Below are 25,250 nucleotides of genomic sequence, written 5' to 3'. Positions count from 1 at the left end.
ATGGGGACCGGTGTTGAACCACGACGCGATTGATGGCTCCTCGGACCGGCGCCATGTCTGGTGGCTGCTGGCCTTCTTTCTCCTGTCCCTTTCCCTCAGCCTGATCGTGATCCAAATTGGGGCCAAGCCTCCGGCCGGGGATGAGCTGGATTACCACCGGCTTGCCGTGAATCTCCTCAAGGGGGAGGGGTTTGCGGTGGAGCCGGGCCATCCCACCACATTCCGACCTCCGCTCTATCCCGCCTTTCTTGCCCTTCATTATGCGTTGTTCGGCGATCGCTACGCGGTCGCCTGGTATGGACAGGCCGTGCTCAACGCCGCCATGCCCGTCCTGGTCTATCTGCTTGGGCGGCGGTTCTTCTCGGAGTCGGCGTCCCTCTGGGGCGCAGGGCTGTATGCGGTGCACCCCTCGTTCGAGATGGCCGCTCAGTTGCATCGGGAGAACCTGCAGACGCCTCTGTTTGTGGGCTGTCTCTATGTCCTGGTGGTGGGTATTCAGGAAAGACGCGCCGGGTGGTTCTGGGGTGCGGGCTTGCTGGCCGGGGCTTTGACCTTGACGAATTCCGCGTTTTTCTACCTTCCGGCTGGGTTCCTGTGCTTGGGCGTTATTGACCGACGTATGCACCCGCACGTGGGACGCCTGCTGGGCCTATTCCTGGTCGCGCTTGTACTGTGGGCGCCCTGGCAGGTCCGTACGCACCTCCTTCCGGGAGGGGACAAGGAGATTGCCGAGTTTCAGCACCGCGCGGTGATGTTCGGTCATTATCCTCTCTTCGCCGGCCGCTACTGGTGGACCATCAGCGATATGCGGCAGTTGGAGCAGGAACGGGAAGAGGCCCGCGCGTTTTTACGGGAGCGTGCAAGAATCGGAGCGGAGCTTCCGTGGGAGGACCGTCGCGCGAAGGAACGTCTGGAGCTGAGGGATCTCATCATCGAGCACCCGTTCCGTTATGCGCAATTCATACTCAACCGCGCACTTATCCTGACCGTGTCGCCACCGCCGGGAACGAGCACCGTCCGGGAGCGGTCCACGGCCCTGGCCGGGACGCTGTTCGTCGTTAACGTGGCTTTCGTCGGGACCGCCCTGGCATTTCTTCTGAGGACGTATCGGCGGGATGTGTCGGTGTGGCCGGTCGTGGCCGGGATCGCCTATTGCCTGGTCGTCTTCGGGTTGACCCACTCGATCAGGCGCTACGGCTATGCGCTGGTGCCTTTGTGGTGTCTGTTTGCGGCCGGTGCGCTGAGTTATTTGCGGACTCCGATGGGGGATGCCGATGCCGCGCGTTAGGGAGGCGCTGAAGAGGGCTTGGTACGTGCTATTCCGCGAGCGGCCCTATGCCTACCTGGGGCAGGTCCTTGTCATGCTCCTGCCGGCGTCTTACCTAGACCGTGTGCGCCGCGAGTTTTTCACGGCCAAGGGGCCGTCGGGCATACTAGCCGACATGGTCCGCGCGGAATTAAATCGACAATACTATATTGCGCGTGATGCAGGAGAAATCCGACGACAGAGCCGGGAGCTGTTCTGGGCCTCGGAGCCTGGAAGGAGGTGGCATGAACTCAGTCGCGAGCGTTATCGCGACCCGATTCTCCACAGTCAATGGTTTCTGGAGCCACGGCTTCCACTTGTTCAACAGATCAAGGCCTTCCTGACGGAGGAGTCCGGGTATCACACGATCTGTGAAGTCGGAACGGGCAACGGCCTGTTCCTGCAGCACCTGACCAAGGAGTTTCCCACCATTAATCGTTTCGTCGGCATTGATTTGAACCGGGAGCAGATAGTGGAAAACCAGCACACCTATGCCGACTTCTCAATGGAGTTTGTTCACGGCGAGGTGCTAGAGTGGGTCCAACAGTCTGGCCGCAGTGGGACCATCTTTGTGGCCAGTGAAACCTTTGAATTCATTCGCCCGCAGGAGTTAACGGAGTTATTCCAGTGTATTCGGAAGCAGTTGGGGCGGGTCGCCATCGGGATCTTTGCGGCGGTTGAGCCGGGTTGGGCGGAGCAGACCATTTCGCGACCGAGGGGCAGCACGGCCTACAGTCACAATTTCCCCTATCTGCTGGAGCAGTGCCATTATCGCATTTTTCGTCAGGATGTCCGGCGCGCCGGCCCCTACGACAGGATTTATCTGCTGGCAGTGGCATTGCCGGCGACGGATGCGTGAGATGGTGAGATGAGGGAGGAGAGTGGAGTGGAGGAGCAGATGCGCAACGGGGGGGTCAGCGTCGTTGTGCCGGTCTACAACGAGGAGAGGGGGATCGGGGCCCTCATCACGCAGGTCTCGTCAGAAATGGCGCGGAGCGGCCTGGCCTTCGAGGTGCTGGTCGTCGACGACGGCTCAACCGATCGGACGCGAGAGAACATCCAGGTTCATGCGGAGACGGTCCGTCTCCTCTGCCACGAAGAGAATCGCGGCTATGGGGCGGCCTTGAAGACCGGCATCCACGCCGCGCGCTTTCCGATCGTGCTGATCATCGATGCTGACGGAACCTATCCGACGGCCGAGATTCCCCGACTCCTTCATGAGCTGCAGCCAGGGGTGGAGATGGTGGTGGGAGCCAGGACCGGCTCGGACGTCAGTATCCCCCTTGTGCGCAAGCCGGCCAAGTGGGTGCTGCGGCGGTTGGCCGAACATCTGTCGGAGCGCACCATTCCCGACTTGAATTCGGGACTGCGAGCGTTCCGCCGGGAAGCGGTCCGGCCATACCTCCATATCCTGCCCAACCGCTTCTCCTTCACCACGACCATCACCCTGTGTTTCTTGTCGGACGGGTTGGGGGTTCGGTTTGTCCCGATCAATTACCGCAAGCGGGTCGGGCGGTCAAAAATCAAGCCGTCGGACGCGCTCAATTTTCTCATTCTGATCCTCCGCACGGTCACCTATTTCAATCCGTTGCGCGTGTTCCTGCCGCTGAGCCTGTGCTTTCTCTCCCTGACCGTCGCCCGCGTCGGCTACGACGTGTTCGTGCTGTCGAACTTGACCGATTCCACGACGATCCTGTTTGTCGGGACGGTGCTCACCGCTGCCATCGGGATTCTCGCAGACCTCATCGTCCGGCGTCGCTGAGCCAGGAGGGACATGGAGACAGCACGACCGGCGCCGGTCAGCCAGGCGCATCATGCGGCGCTGCACCGGATGGCGCAGTTGCCCAATTATTACGAGTGGGTGTTCGGACGACTCAGACCATGGATCGGCTCGCGGATTCTGGATGCCGGCGGGGGCATCGGGAACCTCACGGTGCTGGTATCTCGGTGGGAACGGTTGGCGTTGGTGGACATCAACGAGGAACAGTGTGGGGAGATGCGGGAGCGCTTCAAGGGGGTTGCCGGGGTCGAGGTCTGGTGTCAGGACCTCCAGGACCCGGGCCTCTTGCGCCTTGGACGGGAAGCCTTCGATACGATTCTTTGCCTGGATGTCTTGGAACATCTGGAAGCCCATGAGCAAGTCGTGGCCCATTTTCGAAGCTTGTTGGCAACGGGGGGGCACCTGCTCTTGAAAGTGCCCGCGCACCGGTGGCTGTACGGCACGATGGATCGAGCTTCCGGTCATTTTCGCCGCTATGCGAAACGGGACATCGAAGCCCTTGCCCGGCGTGAAGGCTTCAAAGTGGTCTTGCTCTCGACCATGAATCCGATCGCCGTTGTGCCTTGGTGGGTCAAGGGGAAGGTGTTGAAACGGGCCACGAACTTCTCCCTCACCTTCTCGCCAGAAGAGCTGCGCCGGATGAATCGGGCCATCCCCTGGCTGAAGCTTCTGGATCGGGTCTTCCCGTTCCCGGTCGGTCTGTCGCTGCTGGCTGTGTTGCAGAAGGCGTGATGAATTTTCAGAGGGGGCACATCGGCTGATGGGGAAGGCGGGGAAAGAGGGAATCGGCGATCGATTGCTGCGCAATACGTTCTTCAACGCCGCCGGACGGCTGTGGTTGATCGGAACCAATTTACTGCTGACCCCCTTGTATTTGTCCTATCTGGGGCAAGATCGGTTCGCCATCTGGGTGCTCTTCTGGACCTTGACCCAGTACTTCATTTTTCTGGACATGGGATTGGGTCCCTCGCTGGTCAAGCACTTTGCCCAGTTTCAGTCGAAAGAAGAGACGCAATCCATCAACCGGGCCATCACGACGGTGTGCTGTCTTTATCTCCTGATGGGGGCGATGCTGCTGATCGGGCTGTGGCCGGCGCTGGGGTGGCTGGCCGCCCGCCTGTCGTTGCCGCCGGAGCTCCTGCCGGAAGCCGTGCAGACCTTCCGAGGCGGCCTCGTCATTCTCATCCTTCTCTACTTCGTAAACCTATTTGATGCGTTGTTGAAAGGGTATCAGCGGATGGAGTTGACGAATCTCACGTTGGTCCTGGTGTCGGTCCCCAACGTGCTGGGTTCCTATTGGGTGCTTCGTCAAGGTTGGGGGCTTTCGGGGCTGGTCATGGTCGCAGGAGGGGTCTATCTCCTGCAGCTCCTGGTGTTGGTGCTGTTTGCCAAGCGGATCTTTCCCCCGCTACGCCTCGACTGGCGGCACGTCCAGTTCTCGATGGTGCGAGGCTTATTCGGGTACGGGGCGCGTCTTCAGATGCCTCGGGTGGCCGAACTCGTGTGTTTTTACGCGGACAAGATTTTACTGGGCCTGCTCGTGCCCATTCGCTATGTGACGTTTTATGACCTGGGCGCGAAAGTGGCCTATTTCCTGCACGACCTGCCGTACATCTTCTTCAACGCGGTCTTCCCGGCGGCCTCCGAACTGGCCGGCCGGGACGATCAGCAGCGGCTCTGGCTGCTCTATGAGCGGGGGACGAAGTATTTGCTGATGCTGAGCCTGCCGATCCTCTTCGGTACCTGGCTGACGGCCCATTTGATCCTGCAGGTCTGGCTCAACCATGTCTCTGCGGATGTACATCGGGCCATCTTGTTTCTCTCGACCGCCTATTGGACGTCCATCAGCATGGGCATGGTGGCGACCGTGGGAGCCGGCATCGGCTGGGTGAGCCCTCAGATGAAGGCCGGGCTCGTGCAAAGCCTGTTGAATCTCGGGCTTTCGTTGAGTCTGATCCTGGCGATAGGATATACGGGGGCGTTGATCGGCACGCTGACAGCGCTCGTGTGCAGCAATGGATATCTGCTGCTGCAGTTCTGTCGGGACTTCGATCGTCCGGTTGCCGCACACCTCAAGTTGATACTCAGGATCGCGCTGCTGAATGTGCCGGCGGCGCTGCTCTCGCTGGCCTACTTGTTCTGGGTGGCTGGGTGGATGCAGGAGGGAGATCGCGGGGCGGCGCTGCTGGCCTTCGCCGGGTGCGTGGGGCTCTACGTGCCCGCCTACCTGGCGGCTATTCGCTGCTCGGGCGTCTTGGACCGACGGGATTGGGAATTGCTTGGCGGGTATCTGCCGTTCATGCGGTCGCTTGTGAAGGCGCCGGCATGACGCGATTGACTGTCTGTCCCCTCTGCGGGTCGCAGAAGCTCGGCCGCCTGTTCACGGTTTCGGGGCAGGACGTGGAACGCTGCGCCGACTGCTCCTTGGCCCTGTTCAACCCGCAACCGGCCTGCTCCGATGAACGGCTCTATGCCGAGGCCTATTACCGGGGCGATTGCGCCGTGAAGGATCGCGGGCAGGAGAACGTGCTCGATCCGGCGCGCGTGGCCAGGCGATTGGACAGTTGCCGCGAAGTCCTGGAGGAGATCGAAGAAGCGCTGGGCCGGCGAGGCCGGTTGCTGGACCTGGGATGCGGCCCCGGGTTCTTGCTCAAGACGGCTCGGGACGCCGGGTGGACGGTGGCGGGGGCGGATGTGTCGTCATTTGCGACGGAACACGCACGGGACCAGTTCGGCATCAGTACCGTGACCACCGGCTCCTTGGAAGAAGTGGAGTTTCCTGCGAACGCGTTCGATGTGGTGACGTTGCAGCATGTGATCGAGCATTTCCGGGATCCGGTCCGCATGGTGCAGCGGATCAGCCGTTGGCTGGCGCCCGGCGGGATCTTGTGGGTGGAAACGCCGGATATCGACTCGGGACAGGCCAAGCGGGATGGGGCCCAGTGGGTCCATATCAAAGTGCCGGAGCACCTGTTTTACTTCAGCGAGCGGACGCTCACCCGTTTGCTGACGGCGCAGGGGTTTCGGGTGCTGGCCGTGCATCGGGAGGTCGAAAGCACGGGGCTGATGAATGCGGCTTGTGGCGGGCCCGAAGGCGCCAAACGGTTCTACGAATGGGCCCGACATATACCCGGGTTCCGCGCATCGGTGCGAGCGGTGCGGAGGCTGAACGAGTTCTACTGGGCCGAGGTCAAGGGAGAATCGGACGTGGTGCGTCTGCTTGCGAGAAAGGGGTAGGCCCATGACCGCGGCAGGGGAATCGGATCTGGAGATCCTGGTTGATCTGTTTCCGTGGAAGCCTTCGCTGGCCCTCTTTCGCGCGCTGGAGCGACGGGGCGTCCGCCGCCGGCACGCCTTGCTGGCGTCGCCCATTTTGGATCTCGGGTGTGGAGATGGAGAGATTAATCGGCTGTTCCTGGCCGAATTCGACTCGATCGGGATCGATTGGGACTCGACGTCGCTCCCGAAAGCCAAACAGTTCCTGCGCGGAGTGGCTCGGGCGGATGCGCGTCGCCTGCCGTTCCGGAGCCGGACTTTCGGGGCGGTCTTCGGCAACTGTGCGATCGAACACTTTCCTGATATCGACCTCTGCTTGGCGGAGGCCTCCCGTGTCTTGCGTCCGGGGGGCATCCTGATCGCCTCGGTCCCCAGTGCCCATTGGAAGGAGCTCTACGTCTGGAACCGGTTTTTCTCGGCCTTGGGATGGCCCCGGCTCGGCCGGAAGATCGTGGATGCGCATGACCGAACGGTGGCGCACCTCAACCTGTTCGGGCCTGAAGAATGGACCGTGAAGTTTCGTCGGGCCGGGCTTGAACCGGTCGCGTTCGACCCCTACCTGACCGCGCGGGGGGCCCGGTTTACCACCCTGCTGGAGTCGATCCTGGCGCGGCCGTTTCCGTGCCCCGGTTTCTGGACCCATTCCGGCACGTTCTATTTCCTGTCGGGCCTCTTGCGGAGATTGGGTGGAGAGCGCTTCTGGAAACGGGTCTTTGTCCGGATGATCCGGCCGTTCTACGACGAAGCCGTCGGGCCGGAGGGAGTGGCGGCGGGGACCTTGCTGGTGGCGCGCAAGGAGCGGGACGGGTGAAAGAGCTCCTGGTCCGAACACTCATCCGCCTCTGCTCGTCCGTTGCGCAGGCGGTGCGGGGGTGGCGAGCCCTGCCGGATCCCCGGTCCGTACACCGGATTGTCGTGCTGCAGATGAGCGGGGTGGGGGATCTGCTCTTGATCACACCGGCGCTGCGGGCCCTGCACCGGCTGTATCCGGAAGCCCGGATCGATTTGATCACGTACAAGCTGGAAAATGCGGTGTTCCTCTTTCGCCTTCCATACATGCGTCGCGGCTGCGAGTTCCCATTGTTCGAGTTGGAGCTGAGGCGCATCTGGACGCCTGCCTTCTGGCTGGGCCTGGATCGGCCGATCCGTTTCCTCCGGCAGGAACCATGCGACCTCTACGTGAGCTTTCACCACACGTGGCTGTCGCAATGGTACCTGTTCGAGCTCTGGGTCGCGGCCCGCTCCGGTGCACGCTTTGCCGTGGGGATCAATCCGGATTGTGTGGCGGGGTCCGGGGTCTTCGATCGGGCCTTGCCGGAATCTCAACTGGGCGATCGCCATTACCGGCCATTGTTTCTGGAGGTGGTGGGACTCGTGGGCGAGGCGGGGAACGATCTGGCCACGGAATTTCCGCTGGAGCCGGCCGAGATCCAGCAGGCCAGGGACCAGGTCCGGCAGGCCATGCCGGATCGGCATCGCATGGTCTGCCTGCACGTGGGGGCGACTCATGCCGCGCAGCTCTGGCCCATCGAGCGCTTTCTCGACCTTGCCCGTCGATTGCAAGCCGAGGGGGATGGAATTGTGCTGATCGGCACGAAAGAGGAACGAAGCCTCACGGAGCAGTTGGCCGGCTCCTTGCCTCCGGGGGCGGTCTTGAATGTCGCCGGCATGACCGATCTGTTTCAGATGGCGGCCTTCATCGATGTGGCGGACCTCTTCATCGGGAACGATTCCGGCCCCATGCACGTGGCGATTGCGAGGCGACGCCCGACGATCGGCTTGATCGGGCCGGGCAGAACCCGCTATCACCGCTATGCCCCCGATGAGGCCGTGATCTTGAAGAACCCGCTTCCCTTCGATATACGGGACCGCAAGGACGCGGCTTTTCCCTGGGCCATTACGGTGGACGAGGTCTATGCCGCGGCCAGGAACCTGTTGCCGTGAGAATTCTCCTCATCGTCAATGAGTTTCCTCCTCAGCAGTTGCGCGGAACCGCCATGGCCACGGCCTCGCTGGCCCAGGCGCTGGCCCGGCGTGGGTGGGAGGTCCAGGTGATCGTCGCCCGCTCCGAGGGGGCGCCCTCCGAAGAAACGGTCGGCCTGGTGCGAGTCCGCCGTCTTGCGGTCTGGAACGTGCCGTTTACCGGGACCGTGCAGCGGTTGGTACGGATTCTTCTGCTGGCGAGCAAGATCCGTCCCGACCTCGTGCAGGGGCAGGCGGCTTCATGCGGTCTCTTTGCGGTTGTGGTGGGGTGGTGGTTGTCGATCCCCTCCATCACCTATGTCCAGGGCATGGACTTTCATGAAGCGGGGCCGCTCCGCCGGATATTGGAAGTGGGCCCGGCGATTCGCTACGCGACCAAAACTCTGGCTGTCAGCGACCTGTTCGCCACGGCGATCAGGCCTTACGCCGCCGGTCCGGTCCAGTCGCTGCCGCACGGCTATCAGCCGGAGCGGATTGCGCCGGAGGTGGAGGCGACGGCCCGGCGCATGATGAGTACGGCCGGACCGAACCTGCTCTTTGTGGGACACCTGGAGCCGGACAAGGGCGAAACCTTTCTCTTGCCGGCTGTGGCCATGCTGGCCAAGGATTGGCCGGGAGTGACTCTGCACATGGTCGGAGACGGGCCGTTGCGCACCGAGTTGGAGGCGCTGGCCCTCCGCCTCGGCATCGCCTCGCTCGTCAGGTTTTACGGCTGGCTGCCGCACGACACCGTTCTCGCCCTGATGCGACAGGTGGACCTGTTCGTGCTCTCCAGCGTAATGGAGCCCTTCGGGATCGTCGTGGTGGAGGCGCTCAATGAGGGCTGTCCCGTCGTCGTGACGACGGCCTGCGGCAGTGCGATGGCGGTGGAGCAAGGCCGAAGCGGCTTGGTGGTGCCGCCCGCGGATTCCCAGGCCTTGGCTGACGCCATGCGCCGCATCCTGGCCGATCAAGCCCTGCAAGAGTCGATGCGTCGAGCGGCGAGAGAGGCGGGGGCGCAGTACGGCTGGGATCGGATCGTAGAACGCTTTGAGCGGGTCTATGCGGAGCTTCTGGGGGCAAGCCGGTGATCCTGTCGATCCTGATCGTCAGTTTCAATACCAAGGGGATGCTGGAGCAATGTCTCCGGTCCATCCGCACCCATCCGCCGGCGGAGTCTTACGAGGTGTTCGTCGTGGACAACGGGTCCAAGGACGGCAGCCCGGAGCTCGTTGCAGAGCAGTTTTCCGAGGTGCGCCTGATCGCCAATCCGGACAATCGCGGATTTGCCGCCGCCAACAATCAGGCGTTGGCGCTGGCGACGGGCGACATTATTTTGTTTCTCAACTCCGATACTTGCCTGTTGCCGGACTCGCTCGGCCCGTTGCTCAGGCGTCTGGATGAACAGCCACAGGTCGGGATCGTGGGGCCCACCGAGGAGTTTGAGGGAGGGCCTGCCTATCCCACCATCTGTCCGGCTCCGGGTTTGTGGTTTCTCTTCCTGACCCACACGGGGTTGCGGCATTATTTCTATACCAATGCCAGGATCAATCCTTATCGACAGGTCTGGGAGCGGGCTCGCCGGAGCGGGGAGCCGGTGGCGGTGGACTGGCTGTCCGGCGCCTGCTTGATGGTGCGCCGGCGGGTATTGAAAGAGGTGGGATGCTTCGACGAGGGCTATTTCTTTTATATGGAGGAAACCGATCTTTGCGAGCGGGCACGCCGGGCTGGGTGGCTGGTCGAGTACGTGCCCCAAGGACGGATCGTGCATCACGGCGGCGGGTCCAGCGAAAAGGCCAGAGGCGGCTTGTTGACTCTCTCGGGGACTGTGAGCGAGTTGCGGTATTTTCAGAAGCACCGGAGCGGGCTTGAACTCTTGTTTCTCAAAGGGCTGCTCTTCGTCGAATTCGCTGTGAAGCTGCTCATTGTCCGGTGGAGCGATCCGCGGCGCTGGGCCTATCGCCAGATCCTGCGGGCGATCGTCGGGTTGCGGCCGGTGGCCATAACAAAGGAAGACCTGTGCCCATACTGAGCATTATCATCGTCTCTTATCGGGTGCGCGACCTGCTGGCGGCCTGCCTGCGGTCTATCGAGGACAACGGGTTTTCTGGAACCCGGGAGGTCATTTGCGTGGACAATGCCTCCGGGGATGGAACCGTGGAAGCGCTCAAGCCTCGATTCCCAGGCGTGCGCTGGATAGAGAACAAAGAAAATATCGGCTTCGCGCCGGCCGTCAATCAAGCCGCCGCTCTGGCGTCCGGCGAGTATCTGTTGTTGCTCAATCCCGATGGCGCCTTGATCAAGGGGTCGCTGGCACGACTGGTTGCATTCATGGAGGCCCGTCCGGACATTGGCGTGGTGGGGCCGAGGCTGCTCACGTCCGACGGCGTCCCCTATGTTTCGGCGACACGATTCCCGACGACCGCCACGATCCTGTTGTACGAGACCAGATTGAATCGCGTGATGCCGCACTGCCGATTGTTGCGGCCCTATGGCCGACAGCTTGAAGGTACGGACCCCTTTCCCGTTGACGCGGTCGAAGGGTCCTGCCTGCTGACGCGACTGGCCCTCTGGAAGCAGGTGGGCGGGTTCGACCGCCGGTATTTCTTTGGGGTGGAGGAGCTGGACTATGCCTGGAAGGTCCGGCACGCGGGGTATGGGGTATGGTTTTACCCCATGCCGGCCATGGTGCATCACCATTCCGGCTCCAGTGGCGGAAAACGGAGCGGTACGGTGGTTCTGCTCTCGGTGACTCTGGGGTTCTTGCATTTCATGCAGACCAATCGTGCCTCGTCCTATATTCTGTTGCGCCTGCCGCTGGCGTGCATCCTATTCGTCAAGTGGCTGCTGGCCACTGTTCTGGGCAGGGCCGAACAGGCGGTGGCCTTCAGGGAAGCGGTGAAGGCGCTCCTTGGTGCCAGGCCGGCTTGGGTGACGCGAGAGGACCGGAAGCAATGGGCCTGATGATCGGCGGGATGAAACGCTGGCTCAGATGGAATGAGCCGGATCTTCCACCGGGCTGTCTCGCGCGGTGGCTCCGGAAGTATCTGCTCTGGAACAATGACTGGTACGGGTCCCATGCCATTCGCTATCTTCCCATTGTGAGGCTCCTGAGACGGATTCGTTCCGGCACGGCGCTGCCCGTGCTGGAAGTCGGCTCGGCCGATCGCGGGATCACTCCGTTTCTTGGGCAGCGGGTGGTGGCGCTGGATCTCCGCTTTGATCGGGAAAATCTGAGCAGGGCGGAGGGCCTCGTGTTGCCCGTGCGGGGCAGGATCGAACACCTGCCCTTTCCGGATGCCTCGTTCGACGCCGTGATCGCCGTGGACATGTTCGAGCATCTGCCCGCTTCGGTGCGCGACAGGGCCTTGCGGGAGATGGCGCGAGTCGCCCGCTCCTCTGTCGTGATTGCGGTGCCATGCGGGCAGAGGGCGATGGACATGGAAAAGCGGCTGGATCGGTACCACCGGAAACGGTTTGGGTTGTCCAATCGCTGGCTCGTGGAGCATTGGGAGCACGGGCTCCCGGAGGAAACCGCGTTTGTCCGCGAGATTCGGACGGCCGTACCCCAAGGCAGGCTGCGAGTCATCGGCAATGCGCCTCTCCGCTTGTGGTATGCCCTGGAGGCTCTGGACATCGCCATTCCACGGAACTATGTGCGGCGACTCTTGACGGGCTGGATCGTGAACCTGGGCAGCCGATGGGACGCGAAAGATCCCTACCGCCGGATCTTTGTGCTGGAGGTGACGCAGCCATGAGCGAGCCGATGCCGATCCCAAACCGGGACCAGTTGAGCGAAACCGACATCAAGACGGTCCGCTGGCAGGAAGCCATCTTCGTCGAGGAGAATTATACGGTCGCATATGCGCATTTTGTCCAGCATCACCGGATTGTGGATTGCATGGCGAAGCTGTTGGCCGGCAGGGAGCAGGCTACGGTTGTGGATCTTGGCTGCGGGGAAGGGCTCAACCTCCTGGCGCTGCGCCGTCGGGTGGAACGGGAGGGCATCCGGTACATCGGGATCGACCTGGAGCGGACGGCCCTCGGGCATGCCGCGAGTCGGTGTGCCTACCGTCGCTATGCCAACGTGGAACTCAGGTTCGGCGATGTGATGTGGACAGGCCTGCCGCCGGGCAGCGCAGATTTGATCCTCTGCTCCGAAGTCATCGAGCATTTGCGCGAGCCGCGGCTGCTTCTGGAGGAGATCTGGCGCGTGCTCGCGCCGGGGGGCACGGCCATCGTGACGACACCGAATCTGTCGAACTATCCGCGAAAGGTCGGCGATTGGGCGGATCGTATCATGAAAGGACGTCTCCGGGAACAGGCCTACGCCGGGATGATCGAGCGTAGCGCCGGCACCGGGTTCTCCCCGCAGGAAGCGGCTGGGATTTTCGGACACGTGTCGGAAAAGCCGGCCGGAGCCTGGCGGGAGCTGGCCCGGGAGGTGGGATTCCAGGTTAGGCTCAGACGTGGGAGCACGTTGGTCTATGGTTATCCCTGGCTGGCCCGTCACCCGCTCCTCTTCGCGTTCGTCTGCGCGGTCGACGGCATGCTGGAATGGTTTCCCTGGTGGTTCGATACCTCGCATGACTTACTCATGGTGGCCGTCAAGGACAAGGGGAGGTGACGGTGGACGACGGGGAGGGGCAAGGGCCGTCGGTCGATCGCTCGATGGGTTGGATAGTCCGTCCTCTTGTTATGACCGGCCTGATGGCCTGGCGAGCCAAGAGCGAGACCTGGATTCCAATGAGCGGCTCGTGCAGGTGCTGCTCCTGGCCCTCCTGTTCGCATGCTGGTTGTTACGGTTCTCCAGGTTTCCGCCTGCCGCTCGAGCCGCTCATGCTGATCTTTTCCGCCAGCGGCTTCCGCATGCGGTCAGGCGGCACCGGCAGGGACTTGCGCTCTGGGTTTCGGTCAATGTTGTGCTCTTCACGGTATTTCGGTATGTGAAGTGCTCTCCGCTCTTTGCTGCGCTGCGAGAGTGGGCACAGGGAGCCTAGGAAGGAAAGCGGACGCGCGGCCATGCAGGATCTGCGGGATAAATTTCAATCAGCCGTGTGGCGGCCGGCCGGGGAGATCGCCCGGCCTTTCGTGCGCCACCCCCATCCTGCGCCTTCGCCCGGGGTGTTCTGGCAGGTGGGCCGGGGGCCCGGCGCGTCGTTGGTGACCGTGGTCATTCCGACGATCGATGCGGATCGGGGCGGCTACTTCGCACAGCTGTTGGGACAGATCAGTCGGCAGACGCTGCAGCAGTATGAACTGATCGTCGTGCTCGGTGATCCGCGTCAGGGGCGGGCCATCAATGTCGCGGCGGCCCTGGCGCAGGGGCGCTACGTGCTCACGTTGGACGACGATACCTCCATCCATGCGCCGGAAACGTTTGCGAACCTGGTGGCCGTGCTGGAGACCTGTCCCGAGATCGGCATGGTCGGCGGGAACAATGTGATTCCGGATGATGCCAGTCCGTTCGTGCGGCGGGCGATGCGGCAGATCCCGCGGCGTTCGTGGATGCCGGTGAAGGAGGTGACGGAATCCGACTTGGCCGAACATCCCTGTTTGGTGATGCGGACCGAGGAATTCAAGGCTGTCGGTGGTGAGAACGAATTGCTGCCTCGCGGGCTGGATCCGTACCTGCGTCAGGCGTTCCGTGATCTTGGTAAACGGGTCGTTGTCGCGCCCGGCGTGCTCTATTCTCACCTGCCGCCGACGACCTGGCGGGGGCTCCTCCGGCAATTCGTCCGCAACGGGAGGCAAGCGGCGTTTGTGAATCGCCATTATCCGCAATGGGCGATCGAGACGCCGTCGGACCACGGCGCCTTCACGCTCAGGGTTCCATTTTGGGTCCGGGCGGTCAGGTTTCCATGGCAGCTAGCAAAGGCGCTGCTGACCGGAAAGCCGATTTGGTGTCTTTGCGAGGTCGCCTACGCGGTCGGCTTTCTCCAGGAACGGTGGCGGAAGAAGGCGTGACGATTATGATCGGTGAGCGTGGGCAACAGGGCCCGCCGCGGCTGTCCGTGGTGATGCCCGTCTACAAATTCTGGTTTTCCCGCGGCTAGGGATGGTTGCGTGCAAGTCATCCGGGAGTTGAGACACTGATGTGCGGGATTTGCGGTCTGGTTGGACAGGGAGACGAGGCGGTCCTGGCGCGCATGATGCGCCGCTTGGAGCATCGGGGACCGGATGAGAACGGGGTGCACCAGGAGGCCGGCATCCGACTGGGGACGCAACGGCTGCGCGTGATCGACCCGCAAGGCGGACATCAGCCGATCTCCAACGAAACCGGGACGGTCTGGGTGGTGATGAACGGGGAAATCTACAACTACCGGGAACTGCGGCGGGAGTTGATCGACAAGGGCCATCGGTTTACGACCAACTGCGATACCGAGGTGCTCGTCCACCTGTACGAGCAGGAGGGCGAGGCCGGCGTGCAACGGCTCCGCGGTATGTTCGCCTACGCACTGTGGGATCGCGAGCGTCGCCGTTTGCTCCTGGTCCGCGACCGGCTGGGCATCAAACCTCTCTATTACGCGCTGGTGCCTGGCGCGGAGGGGGGCGGGCCGGGACTGGCCTTTGCCTCCGAGCTGCCGTCTCTCCTGGAAGCCCTCCCGTCCCGTTCCGTCGACCCCTCGGCGGTGGCCCAGTATCTGACCCTGCTCTACGTGCCCGGGCCGGGAACGATGTACGAGGGGGTGCGGCAACTCCCGCCCGGAGAATGGCTGAAGGTGGAAGGCGGTAAGATCGAAACCGGGCGCTACTATCATCCGAGCGAAGCCCTGCGCCCGAGCGCCGCTCAGTCGGCGCGTGCCTCGCTGGCGCACCGAAGGGAATCCGAACCCGAGACGGAAGAACGGTTTCTGGCCTTGCTCAAGGACACGGTCCGAGCGCACCTCGTAAGCGATGTCCCTTTGGGCCTCTTTCTGTCCGGCGGGCTTGATTCCGGCGCGATTCTGGCCATGATGCGCTCGGTGACCAACGGGCCGATCAAAAGCTTTTCGATCGGCTACGGGGCACCGGCGGATCGGTCCTACAACGAACTTGACGCGGCCCGCCTCATGGCGGACCACTTTGGCGCGGAGCATACGGAAGAGCGGTTGACGCCGGATGTCGTGACCCTGTTGCCGAAGATCGTGGCGGCCATGGGGGAGCCCTTCGCTGATTCCTCGGCCATTCCGACCTACCTGGTCTCGGCCGTTGCTCGTCGATCCGTCACCGTGGCCCTGTCGGGAATCGGCGGGGATGAGTTGTTCGGAGGATATCCCCGATATCTGGGGGTGCGCGCCGCTGCCCGCTATGCGCTGGTGCCGGCCATCGTGCGCGGGTGGGTGGGAGCATGGGTGGCGCCGCTGTTGCGCGAAGGGGAGGGCAGCCGGGATCAACTCGGTCGGCTCAAGCGGTTCTTGCGCGACGGCCGTCTGGATCTGTCCGCGCAATATGTCCGATGGATCACGTTCTTGCCGGCTGAGTGGGGCGATTCGGCCTTCACTCCGGTCTGTTTGGCCGGGAGAGGGCCGGAGCTGGTCGCCCAGGCCTATCGGGAGCGGTTTGATCGCTGGCCCGCCGACGCTCCATCGGACCGGGCCATGGGGCTGGATCTCCAGACCTATCTACCCGATGATCTCCTTAGGATGGGGGATCGGCTTAGCATGGCCCATTCGTTGGAGTTGCGCGTGCCCTTTTGCGATCATGAATTGCTGGCGTTCGCCTGTAGCCTGCCGCCGTCGGTCCGGTTCGACGGGTGGACTTTGAAAGGATTCATGCGAAAAGCGTTGGGCCGCTTCTTGCCACCCGCGATTCTTAACGCGCCCAAGCGCGGCTTTCAGGTGCCGATCGCGCGCTGGCTGCGCGAAGATCTCCGCGAAATGGTCCGGGATCTGCTCAGCGACGAGACCGTGCGTCGCCGGGGTTATGTGAAGCCCGAATATGTGCGGTGGCTGCTCCGGGAGCACGACGCCGGGCGGCGGAATTTTGCCGATCAGATTTATGCCATGGTCGTTCTGGAATTGTGGCACCGGAGGTGCGGCTGAGTGGGAAGCTGCTGGGGCATTGACAACCATGAGGCAATTCAGCCATGCAGAAACGACTGTTGAACATTCTCTGTTGTCCTGTCTGCGGCGCCGATTTGACGGCCGTCACTGTTGACGCCGGTCCGAACGACTCGATCAGAAATGGGCGGCTCGAGTGTCCGTGCGGCGAGACGTTTCCTATTATCGGCTCCGTGCCGCGGCTGCTTATCGGCGACTTGCGGGCACAGGCGCTCGGCTCGGTCCAGAACCAGCCGGCCACCGGAGGGTCATGCCAGGCATCGGTCAACCGGTCGAGCAAGGACGTGGCGGCGCGGACGGTGCTTCACACGCAGGCGAGTTTCGGCTATGAGTGGACGGAATTCAACCGGTATGCCGTGGATAATTTCAGCTTGTTCATCAAGCCGTTGGGGGAGGGGTTTTTCGCCGGCAAGCTGGGGTTGGATGTGGGTTGTGGGGCAGGACGTCATGCTCAGCAGGCGGCGACCTTAGGCGCCCAGATTATCGGAATGGATCTGAGCCAGGCCGTTGACGTGGCGGTCCGTCGTGATCCGGAGGAGAGGACGACCCAGTTCGTACAGGCGGATATCCGTCGTGCGCCGTTCCGTCAGGCTTCGTTCGATTTCATCTACAGTCTGGGCGTGCTCCATCATTTGCCGGATCCGGAAGAGGGGTTCCGTGGGCTGATGCCGCTGCTCAAGCCTGGTGCGGTGATCTTCATATGGGTGTACCAACGAACCACACGCAAGGAGCTTCTTGAGCATGCGCGCAGGGTGACGACCCGCCTGCCGCTCTGGCTCGCCAAAGGCGTGGCCTGGTTTGCCACGGTCCTGGATTATGGGGTCTTTGTGAATGCCTATCGCTTGTTCCGGCGCCTCGCGGTGGTTGAACAATACGCGCCCCTGCGGATCAAGGAGTATGCCGGCTATGATTTTTATGCCAGCTATACGGATTGGTTCGACCGGCTTGCGGCTCCGGTCAGCCATTCGTACAGCGAGGAAGAAATGTTGGGTTGGTTTCGGCGGGCGGGACTGGCGGAGATTGAAACCACTCTCGTCGGCGATTCGTGGGTCTGGGCGAAAGGACGCAAGGCAGGGTCATGCACGTCATAGTGTGTTCGACAGACTACCCTCCTGTGATCGGGGGCATCGCCCAGTATACCTATCAGATAGCCAAGGCTCTGGCGACGCACGATCAGGTGAAGGTGCTTACGGTGCGGACGCCTGGATGGAAGGAATTTGATAAGGGCCAGACGTTCATGACGGTCCGGGTTCCCAATATTCCGCTTTTGCGGGAAGCTCTTTTTCTGAGAGCGATCCTGCGCATCCACCGCACCGAACCCATCGATTGGATTGTCAGTGCCGTGTGGTTCCCCTGTGGCTTGCTGGCGCATGCGAGCCACAACCTGCGTGGAATCAAATATGCCGTTGCCGCGCATGGATCAGAGATATTTGATGATTATGTGACCGTGCGGCGAGCCGTCAAGAGTCTATGCAGGGCCTGGAAGGGATATATGTTTCGGCAGGCTGCGTGGGTGTTGCCCGTGAGTCATTACACAAGAGAGCAACTTGCCAAGGCCGGCGTGGTGGCGCCCATGAGGGTGCTGCATAACGGAGTGGATACGGACGTCTTTCGCCCTGCTCCGAAAAGCCCGGCGTTGATGAGCCGGCTGGGTCTCGGGCCGGCTACCACCGTCCTGCTCACGGTCGGGCGACTGGATTTGCACAAAGGGCACGATGTCGTGCTTCGTGCGCTTCCCCTGGTGCGCGAACATATTCCAGGGATTGCTTATGTCATTGTTGGGGCGGGGCCGGAACGCGCACGGTTGGGGCAGCTCGTTGATCGTTTGGGCCTGACGGGCATCGTCAAGATGGTCGGCACGGTTGCGGAGGCGGATCTCGTCGACTACTACAATCTGTGCGATCTGTTCATCATGCCAAGCAGGGAAATGCCCGGTCGGCTGGACCTTGTCGAAGGTTTTGGCATCGTGTTTCTGGAAGCGGGGGCGTGCGGCAAGCCCGTCATCGGAGGGAATTCCGGAGGGATGCCGGACGCGGTCCTTGACGGAGTGACAGGGCTCCTGGTTGACCCGCTGGACGTGCAGGCCATCGCGCAGGCTGTGGTGCGTATCGGTCAAGACCAGGAGTATGCCAGGCGGCTTGGGCGAAATGGACGGAGAAGATGCGAGGAGGAACTGAATTGGGCGAGCCTTGCCACGAAGCTTCACCAGACCCTGTCCGAGGGCACGCAGGCCGTCCCGTAGTCAAAGTCGTGCACTGCATTGCCAGGCTGGATCGGGGGGGCTCGGCGCAGAACACGCTGCTGACGGCGCTTGGGCACGATCGGACTAAATTCGAGCCGTTCGTGGTGGCGGGGCGCGCCGGACGGTGGGACGCGCAAGGCGGTGATCAAGCGACCGAGGCCAATTGTCGGCGTCTGACCGAGGCCGGCATACGATGGATGCTGTTGCCGACGCTGACGCGCGAGATCAATCCGTTCAAGGATCTGGTAACTCTCTGGCGGCTGGCCACGTTGTTCCGGCTGGAACGGCCGGCGATTGTCCATACCCATACATCCAAAGCCGGCGTGCTGGGCAGACTCGCCGCCTGGTTGGCCGGCGTGCAGGTCGTCGTGCACACGCCCCACGGCCATGTCTTCTACGGCCATTTCGGCCGCGCGACGTCCCGGTTTTTTCTGTGGATCGAGCGGGTGTTGGCGCGAGGCACGACCGGGCTGATTGCTTTGACGGAGGCCGAGCGGGACGAGCATCTCGTCCTCGGTGTCGGCCGCGCGGAGCAGTTTTCCGTCGTGCCCAGCGGAATCGATCTGGGTCGGTTTCGGGCCGCCGCCATGGAGGGGCATCGTGCACGTCCATCCTGGTTTGGCTGTTCCCCAGAAGCCATTGTGATAGGATCGGTCGGCTGGTTGACGGAGGTGAAGGGACACCGGTTTTTGATTGAAGCCTTTGCCAAGCTGAAACCGTCGCATCCGAGCCTGCACCTGGTGATCGTGGGGAGCGGCGGTTTGCGCGACGCCTATCTGGCCCTGGCGGATCGGTTGGGGGTGCACGGCTCGGTGCACTTGCTGGGGGATCGGCAGGATGTGCCGGAATGTCTGGCCGGCATGGACCTGTTCGTGCTTCCTTCGTTGAATGAAGGGATGGGGCGGGCGTTGATCGAAGCCATGGCGGCCGGTCTTCCCGTGGTGGCCAGCAAGGTCGGCGGCGTCCCGGCGATCGTGGAGGATCGTCGTACCGGACTGCTTGTGCCGGCCGGCGATGCCGGGGCTCTGGCATCCGCCTTGGAGGAGCTGATCCAGAAGCCGGAATGGGCCAGAGAGCTTGGCGCGGCAGCCAGTCGGAGCATCGGCGACCGGTTTGGTGCCGAGTCGATGGTGCGCGCCATTGAGTCTGTCTACGACAAGGCCGGCATGGCAGCCGGTCAACAGGGGATGCAATGAACCGTCGGCGGCTGATACCGATCGTGCTGGCTGGCCTCTGGATGGCCGCGGCTGTCGTCCAGGCCAGGGCGGACCAGCCGACATTGACGCCGTTGGTGACCAGCTTTCACGTGCACAGCCGGGCCAGCACCGGCGATCTCTCGTTGGATCAAGTGGCCGAGCAGGCGGAAGCCGTGGGGCTGGATGCGGTGGTCCTGACCGACAACTTCGTTCTTCGTTATGAGTACGGCCTCTATCCGCTGCGAGGATTGCTCAAGTACACCTATTCGCTGCACTCGGTCCTCGATAACGGGGTGGAGCGGTATCTGAACGATGTGGCGGCGGCGCAGGCTCGCCACCCCAAGGTATTGTTGATTCCCGGCGTCGAGGCTGTGCCCCACTACTATTGGACCGGTTCCCTGTTCGAGGGGAACCTGACGATGCACAATTCCCAGAAAAACATCCTGGCGTTCGGCTTGGCGCGTGCGGAAGACTATGCTGCCCTGCCGGCGAACGGCAACCCCGGTTCCTACCACTATGATGGGGCCAGCGGTGTGGCCTTATTGCCGGTGCTGCTGTTCGTGCCGGCGGTCCGGCTCTGGTTCCGTCGGAGCCCCAGGATTTCGCGTGATGGGCGGGTCACCTATCGGGTGCGTCGCAAGCACCGCCTGGCCTCTTTCATGCTGGCTGTCGCCGCCTCGTTGCTCTTGTTCAATGCCTGGCCGGTCGGCTCGCCGGTCTACAGCATCTATGACGATCACCTGAGCTACAAGCCCTATCAAACGTTTATTGACGCCGTGGCGGCGCGTGGCGGGGTGACAATCTGGTCCATGCCCGAAGCGCGAGACTTCAATGTGTTCGACTACGGCCCCTTGGGGAAGGTGACGGTCAAGACGGAGCCATACGCGGATGCCTTGGTGATGACCAGCGGTTACACAGGGTTTGGCGGGATCTATCAGGACAATCGGACGGTGATCAATCCGGGCAATGATTGGGACCAAATCCTGGCTCAGTATGCGACGCAGCGCAAGGGCCAGGCTCCGCCGTTCACGGTCGGGGAGATTGCCTTCCACGGCGTCAATCGGGACACCAGGGAACTCGACCAGGTTCTGACAATTTTCTGGGTCCGCCAGCGGAGCGCCGCCGGGCTGGTGGAGGCGCTCCGCAGCGGGAGGCTCTATTCGGCAGGCCAATACCTCAAGGGGGCCGGCCTGCGCCTCGATCAGTTCCGCGTCGAATGCGAGGGCGGTGCCAGGGGAGCCGGGAGCGGCGAGTCGTTGGACCCCAACGGGGCCAGGGATGTGGTGGTGCGGCTGAGAGTCACGGCTGTGGATCAGGGCGCGCATCCCATTACGCTGACGCTGATCCGCTCGGGCCAGGTAGCCGTGACCCTGACGGGTATCACGCCGTTCGAGCAAACGATTCCCGATCCAGGAGCCCCCCCGGGAGTCTGGAATTTCTATCGGGTTTCGATCCAGGGCAAGGGCAGCGAGATCCTGAGCAACCCGATTTTCGTCGGGCCGGTGCCCGCCGCTCAGTATGATGAGATGGGCAGGCCGATACAGCCGGATGCGGCTCCGGCTCAGGCCGTGGGGTCGCAAGGGTTGTAATGCGGGTCGCGATCCATCAACCTCAATATCTGCCCTGGTTGGGCTATCTGGATAAGATTGATCGGGCCGATGTCTTTGTGATACTGGACACCGTTCAGTTCAAGAAGAACGAATGGCAAAACCGCAATCGCATCCGGACGGCGCAGGGCTGCCAGTGGGTGACCGTGCCCGTGCTCCATCGGTTCGGGCAGCCGATCAATGAAGTCCGCATCAATCCGAGCGAGGCATGGGGCGCCAAGCACGTGCGGACGATCGAGATGCACTATGCTCGTGCGCCGTACCGTGAGCCGTTCCTGGAGGGGTTGCGCGCGATTTGCCGGCGGCCCTGGGAACGCTTGTCGGATCTCAATGTGGCGGTGCTCGCGTGGCTGCTGGACGCCTACGGCATCACGACGCCTTTGCGCATGGCGTCGGAGATGACGCTCCGGGATGAGCCGACGGATCGGCTGATCGATATCTGCCGGACAGTGGGCGGCACCAGCTATCTGGCCGGGGCTGGCGCGGCCGGATACATGGATAGGCCGAGGTTCGAAGCCTCGGGGATACGCTTGGAGGTGCAGGACTTTCACCATCCGGTCTATGCTCAATGTTATGAACCATTCATGCCCGGCATGGCCGCCATTGACCTGCTCTTTGCCTGCGGCGGCGAGGCGCTCCGGCTCCTGCGCCGCGCGCGGCAACAATCCTGTGAGGCGTGAAGTGTCGGACGCAGCAGAGCGAGGTCCGCTTTATGAGATACGAGGTGTGAGAGAATCGTACGAGGCAAAAACCTTCTCCGCCCGCAAATGATCGGAAAGAATACCGGTAGCAAAAACTATCCGCTCACATCTGATCGAAGCGAGCGGTTCAAGCGAAGCTTGGTATGGCGGTTCAACCGAAGGTTGGTTGATATTTCACTGGAGGTAAAAAACTTCTCCCGGCACACTTGATCGAAGTGCCGGGTTCAACCGAAGGTTGGTATGGAGGTGGCGATGGCTTCGGAGGACTCGAACCGGATTCGTATTTTGGCACTGGGTGCGCATCCCGACGATATCGAGGCCGGGTGCGGGGGAGCTCTCCTGCGGTACTCGAAGCAAGGCCATGGGGTCTTCTTGATGGTCATGACCGAAGGCGAGTTGGGAGGCGATGCGCGGGTCCGCACGGCCGAGCAAGGCGATGCGGCAAAGATTCTGGGAGTCGACAAGGTCTATTGGGGCGGCTATCCTGATACCGCCATTCCCAACGATCGAGGGTTGGTGCAGAAGATCGAACGGGTGGTGCAGGAGGTCGCTCCCCATGTGATTTTCGTGCATTTCCCCGATGATACGCACCAGGATCACCGCCATCTGGCGATGAGCACCGTCTCGGCGTCACGCTATACCAAAAACGTGCTTTTCTACGAAGGGCCGACGACGCAGCATTTCTCCCCGACGGTCTTTGTGGACATCGGGGCGGTCCTGGACGAAAAGATCAAGGCGCTGCAAGCCCATGCGTCCCAGGTCAATAAAACTAACGTAGAAGGGCTGAGCATCGTTGAAGTGACGAAGTCGGCCGCGCATTTTCGCGGCATCCAGGGACGGGTGAGGAACGCGGAAGGGTTCGTGCCGTTGCGCATGTTCTTGCCCTAATGCCATGACCCACGGTGTTTCGCTGATCCCCCATTCGCGTCCCACCCTCGGCGAGGCTGAAGCCCAGGCCGTGGCTTCGGTGCTCGCCTCGGGGCAGGTGGCTCAGGGGCCGCAAACCGATGCGTTCGAGCGGGCCGTAGCGGAGTTGCTGGGGGTCCGCGGCGGCGTCGCCGTCAGTTCCGGCACGGTCGCACTGGAAGTCGCGCTGCTGGCTCTGGGCATCGGTCCCGGTGACGAAGTTCTTCTCCCGACCTACGTCTGCGTCGCGCCCTGGTTGGCCGTGACCCGAGTGGGGGCGATTCCAAAGCTCGTGGAGATCGAGCGACGATCCTGCAACATCGATCCGGCTGCCGTCCGGAAGGCCCTCTCGCCCCGCACGCGGGCGGTTATCGTGCCGCATTTGTTTGGCTTGCCGGCGGACCTGACCGCCCTGGAATCCTGCGGAATTCCCTTGATCGAAGATTGCGCGCAAACGGTGGGGGCTCTTGAGCGAGGCAGGCGGGTCGGGAGCGTGGGACGCGTGACCATCTGTTCCTTTTACGCTACCAAGCTCTTGTGTGCGGGCGAAGGCGGTATGGTGCTGTCGAACGACGCCGGATTACTGGAAAAAGGGCGGAGTCTGCGCACATACGATGAAGGTGACCGGTTGGACCCTCGTTCCTTCAACCGCAAGATGACGGATCTTCAGGCTGCGCTTGGTCTCGTCCAGGTCAACCGGTTTCACGAGCTCGCGCAGCGGCGGGCGGTCATTGCCGCCAGGTACGGGGCGGCGCTCGGCACCTTGGGGCTCACGTTGCCGGCCGTCCCGGACGGGCGCACGCATGTCTACTATCGATATGTGGTGCGGATTCCAGAGTCGGCTGGGCCCTTGGACGGGATCATGCAGCGGCTGGAGGGACGGGGCGTCCAGTGCCGGCGACCTGTGTTTCGGCCGATCCATCAGTACCTGGGAGCGTCAGGATTTTCCGTCAGCGACGAAGCCCATGCTCGGGCCTTATCGCTCCCCATCTATCCCTCGTTGACGGATGCCGAAGTGGCTTCGGTGATCCAAGCCCTGTGTGAGGAGTTCCGATGACGACGGTCGAGCGCGACGAGCCGAGGTGGCCCGGTTGGGCCCTGTGGATCGGGCTGGCCGCTCTGGTGCTGCTCCTCATTCCCTCCACACGCGAATTCTACATCGTGGGGGGGCGCCGGTGGCTCTACATCTTGCTCTTGTCGTTTGTCATGGCCTTTACGCTTACGCCGCTCCTGATCCGCTTGGGCGTCAAGTGGGGGTTAGTGGACCAGCCTTCGGAACGGAAGATTCACGCGACGCCGACCCCGCGCATCGGCGGTCTGGCCGTCTATCTCGGATTCGTCGTGGCGATCTTGCTCAATTCGATTCTGGAAGACTGGATGGTGGCCATTCTGTTGGCCGGTTCACTGCTCCTTGTGGTCGGAATTGTCGATGATGCCAGAGGGCTTCCGGCCTGGTTTCGATTGGGGGTCCAGCTGCTGGGCGCCGGGATGGTGATTGCGACCGGCAAGATGCTCACGTTGTTTTCTCCGGGCCTCTTCGGCACGACCATGAACGTCTTGCTCACGTTCTTATGGATCGTCGGCATCACGAACGCCTTCAACTTCTTCGACGGCATGGATGGACTGGCGTCCGGCATGGCCATGCTGATGGCCTTCTTTATGGGGGTCGTGGCCTATGAGACGAACCAGCCGGGATTGGCCTGGCTGGCCGTGGCGATCATCGGTTCCTGCCTGGGGTTCTTTTTTTTCAATTTCAGGCTCGATAGGGGGCCTGCCCTGATCTTTTTGGGCGACGGCGGGTCGACTTTCCTTGGCTTTACCCTCGCCTGTCTGGCCGTCAAGGGCGAATGGGCCGACAACAATCCGATCGTGTCGTTCAGCAATCCTTTGCTGATCTTCGGGGTGCTGATCTATGACATGATCCATATCACCGTGGAGCGGGTCCGGACCGGCAAGGTTGCGTCGGTGAAGCAATGGATCGATTATGTGGGCACGGATCACTTGCACCATCGGTTTGCACGGATGCTGGGCAGCCGGCGGGCCAGCGTCGAGCTGATCTTCGCGTTAGTAATAATCTTGGGACTGGCCGCCATCGTGTTGCGCAAAGTGGGCACGACGGAGGCGATCCTCCTGCTGGCCCAGGCCGCCTTGATCATGATCATGATTACCATCCTGGAGCATTACGCTCGGCACGAGAACGAACCGTAGTTGAACAACTGACGAGGAGAATAG

Annotated in this window: 23 protein-coding genes; all 23 read left to right on the top strand. The window is 62.3% G+C overall.

What is annotated here, in order from left to right; translation table 11 throughout:
• Positions 1-10: 10 nt before the first annotated feature.
• The 23 genes from EPO61_15205 (at position 11) to EPO61_15095 (ending at position 25,226) form a co-directional block, all read left to right on the top strand.
• A complete protein-coding gene (locus EPO61_15205) occupies positions 11-1,288 on the top strand; it encodes a glycosyltransferase family 39 protein (GenBank protein TAJ07304.1) in 1,278 nt (425 codons plus the stop codon).
• Entirely contained in the window at positions 1,269-2,165 is an 897-nt protein-coding gene (locus EPO61_15200) for a class I SAM-dependent methyltransferase (GenBank protein ID TAJ07303.1), read from the top strand. The genes EPO61_15205 and EPO61_15200 overlap by 20 nt, the downstream gene beginning before the upstream one ends.
• Positions 2,166-2,174: 9 nt before the next feature.
• Complete coding sequence (locus tag EPO61_15195; protein ID TAJ07302.1) at positions 2,175-3,068, top strand: glycosyltransferase family 2 protein; 894 nt, start codon at positions 2,175-2,177, stop codon at positions 3,066-3,068.
• Positions 3,069-3,080: 12 nt separating this feature from the next.
• Entirely contained in the window at positions 3,081-3,818 is a 738-nt protein-coding gene (locus EPO61_15190) for a class I SAM-dependent methyltransferase (GenBank protein ID TAJ07301.1), read from the top strand.
• 28 nt (positions 3,819-3,846) lie between these two features.
• On the top strand, positions 3,847-5,415 hold the full coding sequence (locus EPO61_15185; protein ID TAJ07300.1) for a hypothetical protein: 1,569 nt from the start codon (positions 3,847-3,849) through the stop codon (positions 5,413-5,415).
• Positions 5,412-6,323: a class I SAM-dependent methyltransferase gene (locus EPO61_15180; protein TAJ07299.1), complete on the top strand. Its 912-nt coding sequence runs from the start codon at positions 5,412-5,414 to the stop codon at positions 6,321-6,323. Before EPO61_15185 ends, EPO61_15180 begins: the two co-directional genes overlap by 4 nt.
• 4 nt (positions 6,324-6,327) lie before the next feature.
• Positions 6,328-7,173: a class I SAM-dependent methyltransferase gene (locus EPO61_15175; protein ID TAJ07298.1), complete on the top strand. Its 846-nt coding sequence runs from the start codon at positions 6,328-6,330 to the stop codon at positions 7,171-7,173.
• Positions 7,170-8,306, top strand: coding sequence for a glycosyltransferase family 9 protein (locus EPO61_15170; GenBank protein ID TAJ07297.1), 1,137 nt, complete (start codon positions 7,170-7,172; stop codon positions 8,304-8,306). The genes EPO61_15175 and EPO61_15170 overlap by 4 nt, the downstream gene beginning before the upstream one ends.
• Positions 8,303-9,415: a glycosyltransferase family 4 protein gene (locus EPO61_15165; GenBank protein TAJ07296.1), complete on the top strand. Its 1,113-nt coding sequence runs from the start codon at positions 8,303-8,305 to the stop codon at positions 9,413-9,415. The genes EPO61_15170 and EPO61_15165 overlap by 4 nt, the downstream gene beginning before the upstream one ends.
• Positions 9,412-10,356: a glycosyltransferase family 2 protein gene (locus EPO61_15160; GenBank protein ID TAJ07295.1), complete on the top strand. Its 945-nt coding sequence runs from the start codon at positions 9,412-9,414 to the stop codon at positions 10,354-10,356. The genes EPO61_15165 and EPO61_15160 overlap by 4 nt, the downstream gene beginning before the upstream one ends.
• Positions 10,230-11,288, top strand: coding sequence for a glycosyltransferase family 2 protein (locus tag EPO61_15155; GenBank protein TAJ07294.1), 1,059 nt, complete (start codon positions 10,230-10,232; stop codon positions 11,286-11,288). The genes EPO61_15160 and EPO61_15155 overlap by 127 nt, the downstream gene beginning before the upstream one ends.
• Complete coding sequence (locus EPO61_15150; GenBank protein ID TAJ07293.1) at positions 11,279-12,082, top strand: class I SAM-dependent methyltransferase; 804 nt, start codon at positions 11,279-11,281, stop codon at positions 12,080-12,082. Before EPO61_15155 ends, EPO61_15150 begins: the two co-directional genes overlap by 10 nt.
• Positions 11,743-12,951: a class I SAM-dependent methyltransferase gene (locus EPO61_15145; protein TAJ07292.1), complete on the top strand. Its 1,209-nt coding sequence runs from the start codon at positions 11,743-11,745 to the stop codon at positions 12,949-12,951. The genes EPO61_15150 and EPO61_15145 overlap by 340 nt, the downstream gene beginning before the upstream one ends.
• A gap of 395 nt (positions 12,952-13,346) precedes the next feature.
• On the top strand, positions 13,347-14,291 hold the full coding sequence (locus EPO61_15140; protein TAJ07291.1) for a glycosyltransferase family 2 protein: 945 nt from the start codon (positions 13,347-13,349) through the stop codon (positions 14,289-14,291).
• 128 nt (positions 14,292-14,419) lie between these two features.
• A complete protein-coding gene (gene asnB, locus EPO61_15135) occupies positions 14,420-16,348 on the top strand; it encodes an asparagine synthase (glutamine-hydrolyzing) (protein TAJ07290.1) in 1,929 nt (642 codons plus the stop codon).
• A 44-nt stretch (positions 16,349-16,392) separates the two neighbouring features.
• On the top strand, positions 16,393-17,457 hold the full coding sequence (locus EPO61_15130) for a methyltransferase domain-containing protein (GenBank protein TAJ07289.1): 1,065 nt from the start codon (positions 16,393-16,395) through the stop codon (positions 17,455-17,457).
• Positions 17,445-18,608, top strand: a complete 1,164-nt coding sequence (locus EPO61_15125; GenBank protein ID TAJ07288.1) for a glycosyltransferase family 1 protein — start codon at positions 17,445-17,447, stop codon at positions 18,606-18,608. Before EPO61_15130 ends, EPO61_15125 begins: the two co-directional genes overlap by 13 nt.
• Complete coding sequence (locus EPO61_15120; GenBank protein ID TAJ07287.1) at positions 18,527-19,804, top strand: glycosyltransferase family 1 protein; 1,278 nt, start codon at positions 18,527-18,529, stop codon at positions 19,802-19,804. The genes EPO61_15125 and EPO61_15120 overlap by 82 nt, the downstream gene beginning before the upstream one ends.
• On the top strand, positions 19,801-21,393 hold the full coding sequence (locus tag EPO61_15115) for a hypothetical protein (protein TAJ07286.1): 1,593 nt from the start codon (positions 19,801-19,803) through the stop codon (positions 21,391-21,393). The genes EPO61_15120 and EPO61_15115 overlap by 4 nt, the downstream gene beginning before the upstream one ends.
• Positions 21,393-22,091 carry a hypothetical protein gene (locus tag EPO61_15110; GenBank protein TAJ07285.1) on the top strand — a complete coding sequence of 233 codons (699 nt, stop codon included), beginning with the start codon at positions 21,393-21,395 and terminating at the stop codon, positions 22,089-22,091. Before EPO61_15115 ends, EPO61_15110 begins: the two co-directional genes overlap by 1 nt.
• Before the next feature lie 261 nt (positions 22,092-22,352).
• The gene (locus EPO61_15105) at positions 22,353-23,000 is read left to right on the top strand and encodes a PIG-L family deacetylase (protein ID TAJ07284.1); all 648 of its coding nucleotides are present in this window, start codon (positions 22,353-22,355) and stop codon (positions 22,998-23,000) included.
• Between the two features lie 4 nt (positions 23,001-23,004).
• Positions 23,005-24,075, top strand: a complete 1,071-nt coding sequence (locus EPO61_15100; protein TAJ07283.1) for a DegT/DnrJ/EryC1/StrS family aminotransferase — start codon at positions 23,005-23,007, stop codon at positions 24,073-24,075.
• Positions 24,072-25,226, top strand: a complete 1,155-nt coding sequence (locus tag EPO61_15095) for an undecaprenyl/decaprenyl-phosphate alpha-N-acetylglucosaminyl 1-phosphate transferase (protein TAJ07282.1) — start codon at positions 24,072-24,074, stop codon at positions 25,224-25,226. Before EPO61_15100 ends, EPO61_15095 begins: the two co-directional genes overlap by 4 nt.
• Positions 25,227-25,250 lie beyond the last annotated feature (24 nt).

It is taken from the genome of Nitrospirota bacterium, assembly GCA_004296885.1.
In the GTDB taxonomy this organism is placed as follows: Bacteria; Nitrospirota; Nitrospiria; order Nitrospirales; family Nitrospiraceae; genus SYGV01.
Note: the sequence above shows the minus strand (reverse complement) of the source record. Positions and strands in the feature narration are given on the sequence as shown.